This window comes from Fimbriimonas ginsengisoli Gsoil 348 (assembly GCF_000724625.1).
GTDB lineage: Bacteria > Armatimonadota > Fimbriimonadia > Fimbriimonadales > Fimbriimonadaceae > Fimbriimonas > Fimbriimonas ginsengisoli.
This window is the reverse complement of record NZ_CP007139.1, coordinates 191,982-208,735: the sequence shown is the minus strand read 5'-3', so window position 1 is coordinate 208,735 and position 16,754 is coordinate 191,982. Positions and strand designations below refer to the sequence as shown.

11 protein-coding genes and 1 riboswitch are annotated in these 16,754 nt (G+C 62.2%); of the genes, 8 read left to right on the top strand and 3 right to left on the bottom strand.

The genetic code is table 11. From position 1 onward, the window contains the following. The first annotated feature begins 19 nt into the window (after positions 1-19). From OP10G_RS01025 to OP10G_RS00995, 7 genes are all read left to right on the top strand, one after another. The gene (locus tag OP10G_RS01025) at positions 20-307 is read left to right on the top strand and encodes a type II toxin-antitoxin system TacA family antitoxin (RefSeq protein WP_025227751.1); all 288 of its coding nucleotides are present in this window, start codon (positions 20-22) and stop codon (positions 305-307) included. After that, positions 294-803: a GNAT family N-acetyltransferase gene (locus OP10G_RS01020; RefSeq protein ID WP_038472296.1), complete on the top strand. Its 510-nt coding sequence runs from the start codon at positions 294-296 to the stop codon at positions 801-803. Before OP10G_RS01025 ends, OP10G_RS01020 begins: the two co-directional genes overlap by 14 nt. A 51-nt stretch (positions 804-854) precedes the next feature. Beyond that, on the top strand, positions 855-4,646 hold the full coding sequence (locus OP10G_RS01015; protein ID WP_025227753.1) for a hypothetical protein: 3,792 nt from the start codon (positions 855-857) through the stop codon (positions 4,644-4,646). A 104-nt stretch (positions 4,647-4,750) separates the two neighbouring features. Beyond that, a complete protein-coding gene (locus tag OP10G_RS01010) occupies positions 4,751-6,361 on the top strand; it encodes a hypothetical protein (protein ID WP_025227754.1) in 1,611 nt (536 codons plus the stop codon). A 138-nt stretch (positions 6,362-6,499) separates the two neighbouring features. Beyond that, complete coding sequence (locus OP10G_RS01005) at positions 6,500-11,503, top strand: hypothetical protein (protein WP_025227755.1); 5,004 nt, start codon at positions 6,500-6,502, stop codon at positions 11,501-11,503. A 65-nt stretch (positions 11,504-11,568) separates the two neighbouring features. Then, positions 11,569-11,850: a hypothetical protein gene (locus OP10G_RS01000; RefSeq protein WP_025227756.1), complete on the top strand. Its 282-nt coding sequence runs from the start codon at positions 11,569-11,571 to the stop codon at positions 11,848-11,850. Next, on the top strand, positions 11,843-12,289 hold the full coding sequence (locus OP10G_RS00995) for a PIN domain-containing protein (protein ID WP_025227757.1): 447 nt from the start codon (positions 11,843-11,845) through the stop codon (positions 12,287-12,289). Before OP10G_RS01000 ends, OP10G_RS00995 begins: the two co-directional genes overlap by 8 nt. Positions 12,290-12,766: 477 nt before the next feature. On the opposite strand, the gene glpK is transcribed toward OP10G_RS00995, so the two are convergent. Together glpK and OP10G_RS00985 are read right to left on the bottom strand one after the other, a co-directional pair. Then, on the bottom strand, positions 12,767-14,302 hold the full coding sequence (gene glpK, locus OP10G_RS00990; RefSeq protein WP_025227758.1) for a glycerol kinase GlpK: 1,536 nt from the start codon (positions 14,300-14,302) through the stop codon (positions 12,767-12,769). A gap of 176 nt (positions 14,303-14,478) precedes the next feature. Continuing rightward, positions 14,479-15,642, bottom strand: coding sequence for a homogentisate 1,2-dioxygenase (locus OP10G_RS00985; protein WP_025227759.1), 1,164 nt, complete (start codon positions 15,640-15,642; stop codon positions 14,479-14,481). A gap of 154 nt (positions 15,643-15,796) precedes the next feature. Beyond that, positions 15,797-15,880, top strand: a riboswitch (cyclic di-GMP riboswitch). Positions 15,881-15,903: 23 nt separating this feature from the next. Between OP10G_RS00985 and OP10G_RS00980 the strand changes: the two genes are divergently transcribed. Further along, positions 15,904-16,173: a flagellar biosynthesis anti-sigma factor FlgM gene (locus OP10G_RS00980; RefSeq protein ID WP_025227760.1), complete on the top strand. Its 270-nt coding sequence runs from the start codon at positions 15,904-15,906 to the stop codon at positions 16,171-16,173. A 217-nt stretch (positions 16,174-16,390) separates the two neighbouring features. On the opposite strand, the gene OP10G_RS00975 is transcribed toward OP10G_RS00980, so the two are convergent. Continuing rightward, positions 16,391-16,687: a hypothetical protein gene (locus OP10G_RS00975; protein WP_025227761.1), complete on the bottom strand. Its 297-nt coding sequence runs from the start codon at positions 16,685-16,687 to the stop codon at positions 16,391-16,393. Between the last annotated feature and the right edge of the window lie 67 nt (positions 16,688-16,754).

Sequence of the window (16,754 nt, the reverse complement as noted above, 5' to 3'; positions counted from 1 at the left end):
TGATACAATTGAACCTGCGATGTCACACCTAGCCTCGAACGGGAAAGAAGATCGACTTTCAATTCGGACGAGTGCCGACCAGAAGGCGGTCCTTGCCCAAGCCGCGCTGGCGAGGCATATGAACGTCAGTCAGTTTGTGCTTCAAGCCTCTCTACGCGAGGCAGAGCAGGTAATTGCCGCAGAGGCGGTGGTTACCGTCTCTGCGGAAGAGTATCGATGGCTCGCGTCCCTAATGGACGAAGCGAGTCCCACGCCCCACCTCCGCGAGGCCCTGAAAAAGACACCGGTTTGGGATGATCGAGCTTAGCCCGCCCGTCCCGATACGAGATGGCCACCAAACTTCCCTGTTCGACTGCGGCAAGCCTCAGTTGAACGACTTTCTGCGACTTCACGCATTAGATAAGCAGAACGCGATGCTCTCCCGCACTTACGTAGTGGCGAGCGGGCTCCGTGTCGTCGGATATTACACGCTTACATTCGTCTCAGTCAGACAAGAAGAGTCGCCAAAGAAACTGGGACGAGGGATGCCCAGCACCATACCGGCAGTGCTTATGGCGCGATTTGCCGTCGACCGGTCGGTGCAAGGGAAAGGTCTCGGACGTTCGCTCTTCGTGGACGCAATTCGTAGGACATGGGCCGTAATGGAATCCGGAGCGGCTCCCGTTCGCCTCTTTGTAGTAGATGCAAAGGATGAGGAAGCCAAGCGGTTCTATGAAAAGTTCGACATGATCCCCTCAACCGTGAATCCGCTGCGGCTGTTCTTATCCTATAAAACCGTCCGTGACCTATTCGCCGAAGCCTGAAGGCCCTCAACCCGCCTGCCCTTCGCGGCGTAGAATCCGGCGGTTCCTATCATGCTTTCGAACTCGTCCTTCCTCCCCCGCCTCCTGGCCGCCGCGGCTCTGCTTGCGGCGGCCGTTGGAGCTTGGGCGGAAGGCGGGACGGTGGTGCCGGACCATCCCAACCATCTGATCGTCCTTCTCGACGCCTCCCGGTCGATGCAAGGGGAACGGTCCTCTTCCGCGAAGAGAGCGGTCCATCGCTTACTCGATTCGCTTTACGGAAGTGAAAAGCTCGAGGGACTCCCTCGCTTCGATCCGGCGCACGATCTCGTCACGGTCCTTCAATTCGGCATCGATTCCGGCGGCGAAGCTTCGACCGCCTACCGAAGGCTGAAATGGCACGACCTTAAGAAGGATTACCTCCACCCTCAGATCACGCATGAGCCGCGGGTCACCCGAGAGCAACTCGCCGACGCTCTTCAGCCGGAGCGGGGCTACAACCTGACCGCCCTGGCGTGGGCTCGAGCAATGGCTCTGGACGCGTCCCAGGTTCCGAGTGGAACAAGGGTCCAGCGAACCTTCGTGCTCATCCTTAGCGATAACGAGGCGAACGGCGGCACCATGGCCGAAGAGGCGGAGGTGCTGGAGCACTTCGCCCGGCCCGGCGACTCGGCATGGATTCGAGCGCTGCGGCGAAAGGTCGGAAAGGAGTACCGGTTTGTTGGCGCCGACGGAGTCGAGGAGCCGCTTTTCGAGCAAGAGATCCGAGCCTTCGGTAAGGCAAAGCCGGTCTATCTCAGCGGATACGAGGTGCTGAATCGAGCTCGCGAACGCGCGTCCGCCGAAGCGGCCGCCATTCCTGCGGTCGGATCGATCGACATCGGGTGGCAAGACGAGGGAGGTCCCCATCCCACCGCGGTGGTTCGTATCGATCCGAGCGAAAAGATCCGCAAGCGGTTCGGGCAGCACGCGGCGGCGCGAATCACCGCCGGTTCCCCGAACGCCCACGGCGAGGGGAAAGTTGGCGAGGCCGGCGATACCCTCGAGTCGCCCATGAAGTTTGGCTCACTGCCCGGCGGGGTCGAGCCGGCGACGGTGCGGCTCGCCGTCACATCCGATCAACCGGGCGGTTGGCTCGGTACCCGGCGCGCCGATACCGTCTACGTTATCAATGCCGCGGTACCGATACCGGGCACCCACACGATTGGCCGGCGGCTGGAAAACAGTTTCCTCTTTCTCCTGTTCGCAACCGTGGCGGGGACGGCGCTTTGGCTTTGGTATTCCTGGCGCGCGGGCCGGCACTTCCGCCTAAAGCTGCCGGGCTACGGGAATCCAATCTTGCTGCCCGCCCTTGGCATCCAGGTGGCTCCGATCGCGGACGAGGTGCCGAAGCCGCCGTTCGTAGGCGGGGAAGCGCTGAGAGTGATCCTCCCACCCCGTTGGATGCGACGGATTTTTTACCGTGACGCCACCCTAACCCTGGCCGTCAAGGATGGCGATGCCCGGTGGCTAGGCCAAACGTCCCTGGAAGTGCCGGTCGAGGCGTTTGCCGGAGACGCGATTGCCACCTGGGCAGAGGTTCCGCCGTATCCGGTACAAGCAAACGTATCGGTTCGACGCGGCAGCGACGCCTGCTCCGCCGAGATCACGTATCCGCGTCCGCTTCCCGCCCGGAAGGCGCTGGTTTCCCGACAGATGAAGCATTACGTCGCTCTCGACCTCGGCTCCGATTCGATGGCCGCCGTCTACGCCACCGACGACGGGCAAGAATTGCGGATGGTGCCACTGCAGCATTTCGCGCCGATCATGGTGCCGGACCGGCAGCCGAACCTTCTCTGGACCCAGCGAGGGGGCGCCCCCGCCGACGTCTCGCCGCGCTTGCGAAGCCGAATCGAGCTCCAGGAGAACCAGGCGGAGCGAACCCTCCCCGAGTGGCACGCGACGCTCGATTTCTTCGACCTGACTCGGGCCGAGCCGACCATTTTGCCCGGTTACCGGCAGAGCATCTTCCTGATGTTTCAGTCGGCGCGGGTCGCCCCTAAAGTGAACACCACCCTGCCAAACCCCAAGGTGATGTTCCAATACGGCATCCGAGAGGCGTTCCCCAACTTCCGGACCATCACCGGCGAGCCGCTCGACCTCTCGCCGGAGACCGCGATCGGCCACCTGACTACCCAGGTGCTTCGTAACCTAATCCTCCAGTCGCCGATCTTGCGAGGGATCGACCCGAACGAGATCGAGGTGATCCTAACGGTGCCGAACGTGTATAGCGTCGAGCACGCAGAAAACCTGCGACGAACCGTCGAGCGGTACGCGCGGGTGGGACGGGTGAGCACGATCTCGGAGTCCGACGCGCTCGCGTACTACTACTTATCGAAGCCGCGCAAAGCGAAAGGCGCGACGGATTCGGACGATCCCTCCCCGTCGACACAGATCCTGACCATCGACGTCGGCCGCGGAACGACCGATCTGAGCCTGCTTCAGACGCAAGTGGTCGATGGCGAAGAGCACGTGTGGGTCCGAGCCCGAACCGGGCGCAGCTCGGGCGGCGGAGAGCTCACCTACCTGTTCGTTCAGTTCTTCGAGCGCGAGCTGAAGCGCGTTTTCCGCGAACACGGCCATTTGCTCGGCGATCGAGGGAACCTCGGTCCGATGGTCGAGCCTCCGATGAGCTTCCTCTGGGTGAAGAATCCGGGACTGGTCTCCGACGCGGCCTACTCCGAAGCCCTCTATGCGATGGCGGACCTCGTCGAGGAAGTCAAGCAGGCGTTTGGCGAACGGTATTCCATGACGACGCCGGCGAGCGCCCAACCCGCGATCGAGACCATCGTGCGCAGCATCATGCGCTTCGTCGAGATCGGCTATCTGGATATCCCCGACTGGTCGATCAACCAATCGGCCGGAATCGAGGAGTTTCGACAGCGGCTCCACGACGCTCTCGTCGTCGAGGCAGACCTCGGCCGCGGCGTGTTGGCGACGCTAAAAGACCGCCCGAAGCGATCGTTTAAAGCGGAGCTGCGGGCAATGTGGCGTGAAATGCTGGCGCGAATCAAAGGCTCGCGCCGCGTCGCGCCCGACAAGCCGAAGGTGGCCCGTGCCGCTAAGGAGCGAGACACCGCCAACCTCGACTGGCTCGGCGCGCAGATCCGCAATTACGTCCAACTCAACATCCACCGGCTCCTCATCGAGCTCGGAGCCACGGTTGCAAACAAGACCGATGCCCAGGCGTTCGGCAGCCTCGGCTCCGTGCGTGAAGAAGTCGATCTAGCGATTCAAAGCATCGTCGAACGGGGCAGAACCCACGTCGTGGTCGGCGGTCAAGCCTCACAATTCGGCCCGATTCGGCGGGCATTGCGGGAGCTTTTCGGAGACCGGGTGGGGCGCGACATCGTCGCGCTCGACACGCTGACGGGCCAGGATTCGAAGGATGCCTGCAGCAAAGGCGCGGTGGTCTACGCGACTTCGGGGCACCGCCCCCAGAACCGGGACGCCTTGCACGGGACGTACGGCTTCGTAAAAGTCGCCCAAACCGACGAAGCCGCCCAGGTGTACTCGGTGCGAATGCAGGAGCTGAACTCGGAGGGAGCCGACATGGTTCGAACGCCGACCGACGTCGGCCACTACTTCGTCTTCACCCCCGGCGCGTTCCACTCGGGAACCGAGTTCGACGACGGAATGATCAGCCGCCTCGGTCGCTTCACCGGCCGCGAATTCTGTGTAACTTACCAGCCGGAGACCGAAGGAACGATCCGCCGCCTAGCCGTCAACGGCGCCCCCGTCCGACTTGGGAACTTCGGCGAGTTGAAGGACAACATCTGGAAAAAAGTCTGGCCCGACCAACTCCCCCGGGAGCCGCAAAATTGAAAAGTAGCATCGGCTCCCAGCCGATGACCCGGCGGCGAAGCCCCGGACCGCCGCTCTCCAGAGCGGCCTCCCCTATGGCGAAGCCGTGTAGCCGGCACCTACGCGTGCCGCTCCGTGCACACCCACTTCGACCCGCGGTCCTCATTGGCCTAATCCTCGTCTCGACCGTCGCCTCCGCCGCCGACCCGATTCGCGTGTTTCAATTTCCCGATGGACGGATTCGCCTTTGGCTAAAAGGTGCGCCGACCGTCACCGCGAGCCCCCAAGGCGGATGGACGATCCAACCGGCCGGCAAAGAAAAAGACCGAACTTGGCTGGCTCGGCTCAAGACGCTCGTCGGAAAAGGGGTTGAATCCCCTTGGAAGACGACCCTCGACGCCGTCCAAGCAGGCAGCCCTCTCGGCGGCGTCGTTCTGTTGAAACCGAGCGCCTCGCTCGAAACCAAGGTTTTGGACCCGAAAAACACCCGTTTGAGGGCCTACGATCCGACCGGTCGCGAGTCCTCGGCGACCTTCACGAACGGAACTTCCGGGTGGACCTCGTCCGACGCCCCCGGGGTAGAGAGTTTTCTAGAACAGCGCCTTTCCGCCACTGGGCCACAGGTCGGCGCCGCGCTCCTGCAAAAGGTAGGCGCCCCCTCTGGCAGCGCGAACCCGCTCTCCGACTTCGTATCGGCGGTTTCGACTTCTGCCGTTCAACCGGGACCGATTCTCATCGAAGGCGCCAAGGGGCCGGTCGTCTTGGACATCACGCCGCCGGCGCTAGCCGCTCCCGCGCCCACAACCGGAGGCTCCTCCGGCAAGCCGGCGACCCCCACAACCGTGGCCGAACCCAAAGAAGGCACAGGGTTCCCTTGGCTACCCGTGCTCCTCTCGCTGCTCGTAGGGGGAGGAGCCGGCTTCGCCGTTCGTGCCGCGGTGGCGCCAAAGAAAAAGCCGGCTGCGCCTGTTGACGACAGCAAGCGAGTAGCCGCGGACCTGTCGGCGCGCCTGGCCAAGCGGGACGAAGAGATCCTAATGTTGAAGCAGGCATTGGAGGAGACCAAGCGCTCTTCCAAGGAGTACCGCGACCAGCACAACGCTTGGGTACGGGACCGCGACGAGACAGTCAAGTCGATCGAGGATGAGCGGGCGGCGCACCATAAAGCCCGTGCCGATGCCGACGCTTTGGCTGCGAAACTGAAGCAGGCTCAGGACGAACACCAGCGCGTCGGCCGCGAACTTACCCAGCAAGTCGACTCCCTGACGCGAAGCGGCCAGCGGTCGGGCGCCGAGCTTCAGGCGCTAACCGCGCGGGCGCGGGCCTACGCCGACCTTCAGCGCGAGGCCGCCGAGGCTTTCAATTACATTCAAAGTGAAGTCGGCCGCCCCGAAATTTCCGCGGCCGTCGGCTATTTGTTAAGCTTCTCGTGCGCAGAGCTGCTTGAATCGGTAGCGAAGCCAAACCCGATCCTTGCCCGAGCGATGCTCACCAATATTGAGCGAATCGCCTCCAGCTTCGGATCGACGCCGCATGCCCGAAAGCTAACTGCCACCGTACAACGTCTACTGGCGGACCTTGGCGAGGGGACCATCTTGGAGTCGACGCAACCGCATGCCCACGCCCGGTACTACGACGAGCTGCTCCGTCTCCTCCGCCACCAGCGGGGTCTGGAGCTCTCGCCTTTCTACTTCGGCACCGATAGCGCGGGAGCGGCGCACGCCGTCCACGTGTAGCTTCGGCTCCCAGCCGATGGGCCTTTCTTATCATCGACTGGGGGCCCAAAAAGAGATTCGCAACGCCCTGTCTAGCCAAGACGTAGGCGGGCCTACGGAGGAAAACCGATCAGTCTGACTTTCTGTCTCGCCGCCATCTTGTTCATCGGTCTCGTCGTGCTCGCGTTCATCGCGGTGGCGGTGCGGCCATGGGAAGACGACGAGGCGTCTGGGCTGGCGCGGGGGGTGCTAACGCTATTCGGCGCGGTATCGCTCCTGCTCCTCGGGATCACCGTTGCCGGTTACATGGGACTCGGACCCGGCGGCTCCCCTCGCATTCCCGCTCGTGCTCTCGCCCGTATTCAGCAGGTCGGCCTCTACACCCGAGCGCCCGAAGGCTCGAAGCCGGCGCTAACGTTCACGGGCGATCCGATCCGGTCCGACGCCGTCGAGCGCGACGGATTCCAAATCCCCGGACTTGGCGCGGGCCAGCGGGTAAGACTCATCGCCGATGCGGCGAACGGCGCGATCAAGAGCTGGCGGGTTGAGGGTCCGAATATCGACACCCCGGTCCGTATCGATGGAAAGATCGTCAATGGAATCCCCGGGGGATGGTTGCAGCGGAACGATACGTACCAGTTCACCTTCCGAACCTCACGAAAAGAACCCGAGCGGTTCATCGCCGTCACCCTGGAAGGGGACGGGGACTCGCTGAAGATCGGCTATCGCGACTCCGCAAACCCGAAGACCATCCAACTTGCCGCCCGTCAGTTGCGAGAGGGCGCCCGCCTCACCACCCTTCTCCAAGCCGCCGGACTAGCGACTCGATTCCCGGCTTCCAATGTCCCACTCGCCCTCCAAGCCGGCACGGACGTCGACCCGTGGTCGATGCTCGGCGATGTCTGTGTCGTCAGGGAGAGAAAGGGAGACTCAGGATCGAAGATCGGCGTGCTCATTGACCCGGCTCTGGCCGACGACGGCGTCCAAGTTCTTCGGAACGACAAACCGTTGGACTTGAGAGCCGCAACCGCCCCCTCGGAGATCCCCGCCACTCAGGACGCGACCCTCTCCTTCGGTTTCACCGGTTCGCAACGGTTCGCCCTGAAACTGCCGGCGAAGATCGACGAATCGCGTTTAGTGGCCGAATTCGAAGTTCCGGTCTCGTACCCGCTGCCCCCCAAAGCAAAGCCCGCGGATCCCGAGCAGTCGTTCCTCATGACGTCCGGACGCGACATGGTGCCGATGGACGGATTCGTCTTTCCCACCGGAAACGATAACCACCCGTTCTACGCGAAGGCGCTCGCCCGACCCGATTCTGCCGGGATGACGGTGCAGGATGGCGTCTCGGAACGGAGCCACGGCGACGATGCCCCGGTCTACCTCGGCGACCTTCAGCAGGGAATCGAGGCCAGGTTTCATGTCGATAAACCTTCCGTTCCCGGAGCCGGTCGCCTCGCCCTATTTGCGTTTGCCGGGCTGGGAGTTCTGTTCGGCCTCGCCCTGTGGTGGCGGGCTCGCCCCGTCGGTCGCGGAGATGTGGCCTGGGCATTCTTGTGGGTGGGAACCGTCGCCCTGCTCACTGTCCGCCTGCTGCTCGCCTACCGGTGCTCCCTCCTACCGCCCGATGATGCGACCCTCAGCGAGCTCGTCAGTTTTCACAAGGCGCTCCGCGTATCGCTCTTTGCCCTTGTCGCCATTCCGGCCGCGATGGCGCTGGCACGGCTCCGCTACCTGCCGGTAGTAAAGCAGCGGCAACTCGAAGGAACCCGCAAGCAGTTCCTCGGCCTGCCGTTCGACCGGATCTGTTTGGTCCTCCCGGCGCTAGGAATGCTTGCGCCGATCCTCGCCCGGATCTTTGGCACCCGAAACGATCTGTTCGGGATTCGCACCAGTATCTGGACCCATCTTCTACTTATCGCCGGTTTCGTGGCATTCGCACTTGCCGTCGCGGCCCGAAAAGACACGTCTCCAGCCGAAGGGAAGCAAATCGGGCTTTGGCACCGCCGCGGCCTTACATTTTTCGTCGTTCTGAATCTGCTCGCACTGGCGATGAACGTGCTGGCGGTCGGCGATAACGGCGCTCTCGTGTATGGCCTCTCCATCGGCCTCGCTCTTTTGGTGGCCTGGCTCCCTTTCCGCGCGTTGCAAACCAAGCGTTCTCCGCGTGGTTTCACCTCGGGCGTGGCGATTGCCCTGGGCGTTGCGCTTCTGGCGTTGGTCGCTCTCAGCCTGAACCGCCGGTTCTTCATCCAGCACTTCGAGACGTTCAACGGAACCGTGGCCTACCGGCTCGCGAGCCTCGACGACCTCGACCCGGAGATGCTGCTGAATCCGGCTCGCACCGAGCATTTGGAGGCCACCCAATACCGGAACAACCGCGAGCAGCAATGGCAGATGCTCCTCTACGCCGCCGTCGGCGCGTCGGACAAGAACCCGGGATACGGCGGCGCCCCGCTATCTAAGGTGGCGCTGAAATACCCGACCTCCATGACCGACACGACGTACTCGATCTACGTGCTCGGCGAGTTCGGGCCGTGGGCGGGCGCTTGGTTGACGGCGCTATACATGGTCATCATGGCCGCCTGCTTTGCCGGCGCCGCCAGCGCGAGGCGCGATGGATCGTGGATGTTCGTGCCGCTCGCGGCGATCGGAGGCTTCTTTGCGGCAAACGGACTGTACATGGCGGCCGCCAACACCGGATCGCTCCCGTTCACCGGTCAAAACCTGCCGCTCCTGTCGCTCTACTCGCAAGGCGACGTTCTGCAAGGGCTCGTGCTCCTTACCATCGCTTCCGTCCTCCTCAAGCGGCGGCCGCGGGGGGCCAACGTGCCACCGAAGGCGGGTTCTTGGCTCTTCACCGCATTCGGGGTTGGTTCCGGGCTTCTTTGGCTCGGCGTCGCCCGCGCAGGCATCGGGATGCCGGTCTCCTTCACCCAGGATCTCGATGCTCCGGAGGTAATGCGCCAGGTCGTGAAGCGGGTGGAGCAGGGACAAGTGAAGCTTTCGGACAGCGGGCACATCGACCCGGAGTCCGTGCCCGGGCTCAGCCCGATCGAGAAAGAGGCGATCCGGGAATTCAATTTCCGTGCCGACAAATCGGACCCGCAGGCGGGACTCTACTACATCCAGCCGAATGCGGCCGGCTCGTTTGACCTGGAGGTCAACCGTGCCTATTTCCACCTGTCGTCGCCGTACAAACGCGGACAGGGAATCCCGTGGCGTAAGAGCATCCTCGCCGCCGGTGCGGGTGAAGAGGCCCCCCGGCTCTACATGCTCAGCAGCCCGCTCAGCCTCTCGCTAAACCAAGGCGGATTCCCCGAGGTGGTCTGGATCGACTCCGCCCAACCCGTGACCCGGGCGAACGCGGCGATTCTCGCCGCCCGTTCTCCGTTCGGCCGCGTGGAGTTCGCCGAGTATCGCCGCCGTAAGGTCGGCAAAAAAACGTTCGTCACCCTCAAGGCCCGTATCCCGCAGTCGCTTCCCCGCGAGCGCGGTTGGGGCGTTTTCGTTGAAGGGAAGCCGGTGCCGGATGCCGGGCTGCAGCTCCAGCCGAACGACCTCGTGTCCATAGAAGACCGCACCGGCCGAAGCCCGCGACGATACAACCTGATTTACCTCGGAACTCAGGCCGAACCGCTGGCGTTCGTCCGCTGGCGAAACGGCGCATACCGCCGCGTCTTCCCCGGTGGTCCCTCGTTCGGCATGGTGGCCAATCTCGGCCGCGTGGGCGACGAAGTCAAGCCGAAAGACGACCTGAAGCTAACGTTGGACCTCGGCCTGCATCGGCGGCTTCAGGACGCTCTGCGCTCCTGGTGCCTGCAGCAGTCGCCGCGAAGCGGCCTGAACTGGAAGCTGGAAGACCCGGAACGGACGAAGCCGGTGTCGATGACGCTTATCGACACGTTCAAGGGAGATGTGCTGGCGCTTCCGTCGTTCCCGCACGTCGATCCTACGTCGGACCTGTATGAGGATGACTTCGGCCGGAGCGGCCCGATCCGGCGCGGCAAGCTGCTGCGTAATTGGAACTTCGAAAACCACGTGATCGGTTCGACGATAAAGCCGCTGACCTTCTCCACGATGGCGGTCAAGCTGTTGCCGAAATATCACTTGGAGGACGCCGTCGTTCACAACCGAACGCTGGAACACGACAACCTCGGCGGCATTCCGCTGGAGACTCCGACCGCGCCCTACCCGCCCGCCGGTTCGGTCACGATGTCGGAATTCCTGACCCAGTCTCGCACCTGGCCCGCCTGCGTTATCGGTGCGCTCGGTCTGGTCGAGTCGACGGACGAACTGAAGACCACGCTCGTACCCGACGCCGCAAACGCCGACATCACCCTCGAAGGCAAGCCGTACCGAATCAATCTGCTGAACTCCCCCAACCGCGTCGTCTCCCGCGAGCCTCGAACCGGGGGGTGGGTGCCGCGGACGAATCTGAGCGATACGTTGCTGTTCCAGGGCCTGTCCGAGCTTTACGACGTGCAGATTCCGCCGAATAAGACGACCGAGTCGGAAGCGGTGCACCAACGCATGGCGAGCTTCCTGCCGACTCTCGCCTGGCAAGCGGACGCCCACATGCCGACCTTTGCCAGCGAAGTCGTCCCGCGCCGTGTGCTGTACGAGTGCGACTCGATGCACTCGGTAAAGCAAGAGCTGTTGACCTCGCTCATCGGCGGAGCCCAGTCGGTGTGGAACAACGTCTCCATGGCCGAGGCGTTCGCCCGCCTCTCGACCGGTTTACGCGTTTCCGCCCGCTTGGAACAGGGGTTGGAGCCGCACTTCCCGCTGATGCCCGCCCCGATCTCGCTCGGTCCGTGGCGGGAGAAAGCGCTGCTGACTCCGCTGGAGCGAGTGCACATCTCGGGCACCGCGAAGTCGATACAAGTCGACTTCAAGGGTTACCGTGCGATCATGAAAACCGGCACCCTGGGCGAAGAGATCGACAGCGAATCGCTCATGTTCACCATCGGCCGCTTCCAAAACGGCGCCTTCGTCCCCGGAAAAACCGTCACCGGCTACTTCTTCATGCGCGACACCAACACCGGCGGCGCCATGCTCAAATTCAGCCTCGCCAACCGGCTACTGCCGCTTGTCGTCGACTATCTAGAGCATCGAACCCCAGAACCCCTTTCTTCCGCCGCTACGGCAAAGAAGCCCCTCTAGCGACCGATGCCAAGAGGTGTGAGGAGCAGATTTCCACATGGAAGCCATAATATAAAGCAGAAACCATGAGCTTTGAATTGCCCGCGAATGTAAAGCGCGATCTGGAACTTTACGCCAAGACGGAACACATTTCTCCGGCCGAAGCCGCCACCAAGCTCATTCGTGAGGCATTGAAGGGCAAGTCCACAAGAGCCGTTAAATTATCTGGGCAAGGGAACGACTGGGAAACATTTCAGCGACTCGTGCCGGGGGTTGATCTCTTTCAGCAATTGCCGGATGATACGGTAGACGAAATTAAGAGGGGCAGCCGCCGCATTAGGGCGGAGAAGTTGACCCCGCGTGCCTAAAGCGCTCCTCGATAGCAGCACGTATTTCGACATGCTGAACGCGCCGAAGCATCAGCAGACTGCATGGGCGCAAAGCACCCGAAACCAGGCTATCCGCTACCTAGGCGAATATCCGCAATTCACATTGAGCGCTTTAACTATCGTGGAGGTGGTCGATGGTTTAAGGCGTAAGAGGCTCGACGCCGCCATCTCGCAGTTTCTGAACGAAACCTTACCGCAGTTTGAGGTGATCTACCCGGATCAAGCTGTAATGGCCTTGGCTGGGGTGATCAACGCTGACCTTGTCCTGGCTGGGACCGCCATTGGCGTGGTCGATTGTCTCATCGCGGCAACCGCCATCACTCACAACTTAACCCTCGTAAACGCCAATACCAAACATTTCTCGCGCATAGTTGCCGCTGGCCACCGACTCGAGCTCCAAAACTGGCGCGATCCATGAGCAGGGACCGCGAAACCTATCGGAAAGTCAGAAACAGACCATCCCCCCCGCTAACACCCCTCGCCGGGAAGCTGTCGCACAACCGCGTCCGAATCGCAGCCCGGAACGGGCGACCTCCTAAAGCGAGGGGCGAAGCCCTGGTAAAGAGAACCTCCACAACCCAGAGCCCTGTAGGGGCGACCGAATCCTCCCCCTACTCCTTCCACTTGGCAGCCTCAAGGACGTGAACGCACGAACATCGGCGCCCAAAAAGAATCACTCTTCAGTTGGCCAAGCCGCGCGGCCTACGAGGACGGGGACCGGATCCTTGGGATACGCGGGGACCGTCGAGCCTGCATCGCCAGGACTTGCGCCACGCCGACCCAGGATCGACTGGACGAAGCGTGTAATTAAGCTGACGAGTCTTCGCACCCAATCGGGCGATGCCGTTGTTCGGAAAGGGGTTCGGCGCAGCATAGTCTCAATCATACGGCGAAATTAAGCCCAGTCGTCGCCGAGCTCGTCTTCGTCGACGTCGAAATCGGGGCTGGAAACGCGTACCTGGCCGACCGCTTCCTGCCACATGAAGTGAAGCGATTCCCGCTCGGACTCGTCCATCTCCGGCTCGAAGCGGCGATCGATTTTCCAGAGCGACTCCAACTCCTCCTCGGAAGACCAGAATCCCACCGCAAGACCGGCTAAGTAAGCCGCACCGAGCGCGGTCGTCTCCGTGACCTTGGGTCGCACCACGGGTATTCCCAGGATGTTGGCTTGGAACTGCATCAGGAAATCGTTGCGCGAAGCGCCGCCGTCCACGCGCAGCTCTCGGAGCGGAACCTCGCATTCCTCGTCCATCGCCTCCAGCACATCTTTGCATTGGTAGGCGATGCTCTCCAGAGCGGCACGGACGACGTGGGCGCGGGTCGACCCCCGGGTGAGGCCGACGATCGCCGCACGGGCATCCGGATCCCAATACGGAGCGCCGAGGCCGGTGAATGCCGGCACCATGTAAACCCCTTCGTTATCCTTAACCGTTCGCGCGACCGCCTCTGACTCGTCGGCGCTGGAGAGGATCCCGAGTCCATCGCGCAGCCATTGGATCGCCGATCCGGCGTTGAACACGCTTCCCTCGAAGGCGTAGCTCGCGTTCTCGATATCCGTGCAGGCCACCGGCGTCGTGAGTATCCGATTCTCCGAAATGACCGCCTGCTCCCCGATGTGGCGGAGCAGGAAGCAGCCTGTGCCGTAGGTCGCCTTCGCGACGCCGGGGCGGAACCCCGCTTGGCCATAGAGCGCCGCTTGCTGGTCCCCGGCAACTCCGGCGATCGGGATCGGCTTGCCGAAGATCTCGGGATCGGTATAGCCAATGATCCCCGTCGATGGAACGATGTCCGCCAAGATCCCCTTGGGCAGGTCCAGAAAGCTCATCAGCTTCTCCGACCAGTCGAGCATATCGATGTGAAAGATGAGGGTTCGGCTGGCGTTGGTGAGGTCGGTGGCGTGCACTTTACCGCCGGTCAGCCGCCAAATAAGGTAGCTGTCGACCGTGCCGAAGGCCAATTCGCCTGCCTCCGCCCGCTTCCGTGCGTTCCGGACGTTGTTCAAAATCCACTCGATTTTTGTTGCGGAGAAATAACTGTCGAAGAGGAGCCCGGTTCGGGCGATGTATGTGTTCTCCAGCCCTTGGGCCTTGAGCTCTTCGCATCGATCAGAGGTTCGACGGTCTTGCCAAACGATTGCCGGATAGACGGGAATGCCGGTGCGCCGGTCCCATAGCAAAGTGGTTTCGCGCTGGTTCGCGATTCCGATTGCCTCGATGTCGTCGGCGCTTGCGCCGGCTTTGGCGATCGCCTCTTTGGCGGCTTGGATCTGGGTCTCCCAGATCTCCTCTGGGTCATGCTCGACCCAGCTCAGATGCGGATAGTGCTGAGGCAGCTCTCGCTGTCCGGTCGCAATCGGGGATCCGCCGCGGTCAAAGAGAATGGCGCGCGACGAGGTCGTTCCTTGATCGAGGGCAAGGATATACCGGGACATGCATAGAGAATACAGAGTTAGCGATTAGTGGGTGGTCCAGGGAGCGGAGCGCGGACGTCCCCGTCCGCTCCCCGGACCACGGGCGTCTCGCCCGGCATCGGCCGTCCTTCCGGAATTCTCCACCCCCAAACCCCCTCCTCATCGCACAAACATCGACGAGGAGGGGGCTTTCGGAGCTAGGTGGTCTTGGTTTGCCAGCTCTTCCAGTAATCCGGGTCCTCGATCTCCAAGGCGTCCTTGGTCAGCTTGAACGGATGGAACGTGTCGACCATCACGGCCAGCTCCTCTGTCTTGGTTGCCCCGAGCGACGCCTCGACCGCGCCCGGCTGCGGTCCATGGGGAATCCCCAGCGGGTGGAGGGTGATCGAGCCCTCTTCGATCCCTTTGCGCGAGCCGAATTTGTCGTTGCAGTAGTAGAGGACCTCGTCGCTGTCGACGTTGGAGTGCGCGTAAGGCACCGCGATCGCGTGCGGGTGGTAATCGAGCATCCGGGGGCAGAACGAGCAGACCACGAACCCGTTCCCTTGGAATGTCTGGTGGATCGGCGGCGGCATGTGGAGCTTGCCGGTGATGGGTGAGAAATCGTGAATGCTGAACGCGAACGGGAAGACGTACCCGTCCCAGCCGATCACGTCGAACGGATGGTACGGATAGTGGTAGAGCGTGTGCCGGTTCCTGGCGCGGATTAGGACGTCGTTTGGTTTCCGGCTGTCATGAGTGATCAGTTCGCTCGGCGGGCGGATGTCCCGCTCGCTGTAGGGGGCGTGCTCCAGCAACTGGCCGAATTCGTTCCGGTATCGACGCGGGATTTCGATCGGCCCGAACGAGACGACGGCTATCATCCGAACCGGGAACGAGTTGAAATTCAAACGGAAGATCGTCCCTCGCGGGATCACCAGGTAGTCGCCGGGATGGAAGTCGATCGTGCCGAACATCGACTCCATCGTCCCCTCCCCGTCGTGTATGAAAAGGCACTCGTCCCCGTCCGCGTTCTTGTAGAATCCCTGAAACTGATCTGCGACCAGCGCCTGCGACCAGGTTACGTCTTGGTTTCCCATCAAGGTGATCCGCCCGCTGACGAAATCCCCGTGCGGCTTCATACGCGCGGTTTTAAGGTGCCGGTGCCTTAGGGGTTCATCGTCCAGGTAGCGCGGAGCGACCGAGCCTTTGTCTTCCCAACCCGAGACTTCGGTGGGCTGGTTGATGTGATACATCGTCGACATCGGCCCGCTGAACCCACGAGTGGAGAAGAGTTGCTCCGTGTAGAGAGAGCCGTTCGACTGGCGAAATTGCGTGTGATGCTTGTGGGGAAGTTCCCCGAGACGGACATACCTTGGCATCGTTGCCTCCTGGCGGTTATTGGCGCTATTTTACTGGGGATAGCGGTGTCCCGGAAATCTGTGACCGGGAATTGGTATTTTGATAAAAAAGCCCTGAAGAGCGTGACGAGCCCGCCGATATGATATTTAGCGAAAGGTTCAGGAAGGGCCTACGACAGAAAAATGGCACGATGGGGGTGACCCCTACCACGCAAAGCCAAGGATCTCGGTCAGGAGCCGAGAGAGCCGGGTTGCCTGTCTGGAACGCGCAGGAAAAAGATCATGCGGATTTCAGACACCGAAGTACAGAAGATTAGAAGCACGACCCCGGCGAATATCGTCGAGGAGATCGTGGAGATCGGCGAAACGCGCGTTCGCGAGGAGGACCATGCGCTCGTGGAGAAGCTTACGGACGAGATAGCGGGGATGTCGGATAGGGAAGCGATGATCGCGGAACTCCGAGCCAAGATTGAGGCAGGCACCTACAACCCCTCGGCCGAAGATATCGTTGATGGGATGGTACGGCGAGCAATCGCCGACCGGATTCGTTAAACCCGGCGTCTGACCGGGGGTAAGAAAGGCGTGAAGGCTCCTTCGCGCCTTTCTGTGCGTAGGACCGCTGGTCTCCAGGCCGGCCTCCCCTGCGGCGAAGCCGCGTAACCGCCAGGTGTACTTCCACTCCGCTACTTCGTAGCCGTGTAGCCGGCACCTACGTGTGCCGCCCCAACCTCGTAGCCGTGCTCGACCCCCGCCGGTCCGCTGAACGAACCTACACGTCAGGTATTTCCGAAAGCAACCGCTCCGCGAGCTCGGCTTGCACGACGCCGACGTACCACATTCCCCCCTCGCCGCTTGGGTTTTCGTGCCAGTCGTAGAGGTATCCGTTCACCAGCGGCTCATCCGGCAGCTTCTGAACCAAGTGGTGGCGAGGGAGCCATATCTCGCGCAGCACCGGATAAAAGTCCGAGGGCATCGGCGGCTGCATCAAACGGTAATCGTCGCTCACGTCGATGATCACCACCCGGCAAAGGTTGTACTCCCAAAGATTTCCTGCTATCTCGCCCATCGTGCTCCTTTCGGGTAGAGACGAGCGCGCCGGTCGAATTGCCGCAGAAATCGTGGTAGTGCCGCCT

Bases quoted from the DNA above. Each gene is read 5' to 3' on its own strand.
- OP10G_RS01025 (WP_025227751.1), top strand. From the start codon at position 20: ATGTCACACCTAGCCTCGAACGGGAAAGAAGATCGACTTTCAATTCGG.
- OP10G_RS01020 (WP_038472296.1), top strand. From the start codon at position 294: ATGATCGAGCTTAGCCCGCCCGTCCCGATACGAGATGGCCACCAAACT.
- OP10G_RS01015 (WP_025227753.1), top strand. From the start codon at position 855: ATGCTTTCGAACTCGTCCTTCCTCCCCCGCCTCCTGGCCGCCGCGGCT.
- OP10G_RS01000 (WP_025227756.1), top strand. From the start codon at position 11,569: ATGAGCTTTGAATTGCCCGCGAATGTAAAGCGCGATCTGGAACTTTAC.
- glpK (WP_025227758.1), bottom strand. From the start codon at position 14,302: ATGTCCCGGTATATCCTTGCCCTCGATCAAGGAACGACCTCGTCGCGC.
- OP10G_RS00985 (WP_025227759.1), bottom strand. From the start codon at position 15,642: ATGCCAAGGTATGTCCGTCTCGGGGAACTTCCCCACAAGCATCACACG.
- OP10G_RS00980 (WP_025227760.1), top strand. From the start codon at position 15,904: ATGCGGATTTCAGACACCGAAGTACAGAAGATTAGAAGCACGACCCCG.
- OP10G_RS00975 (WP_025227761.1), bottom strand. From the start codon at position 16,687: ATGGGCGAGATAGCAGGAAATCTTTGGGAGTACAACCTTTGCCGGGTG.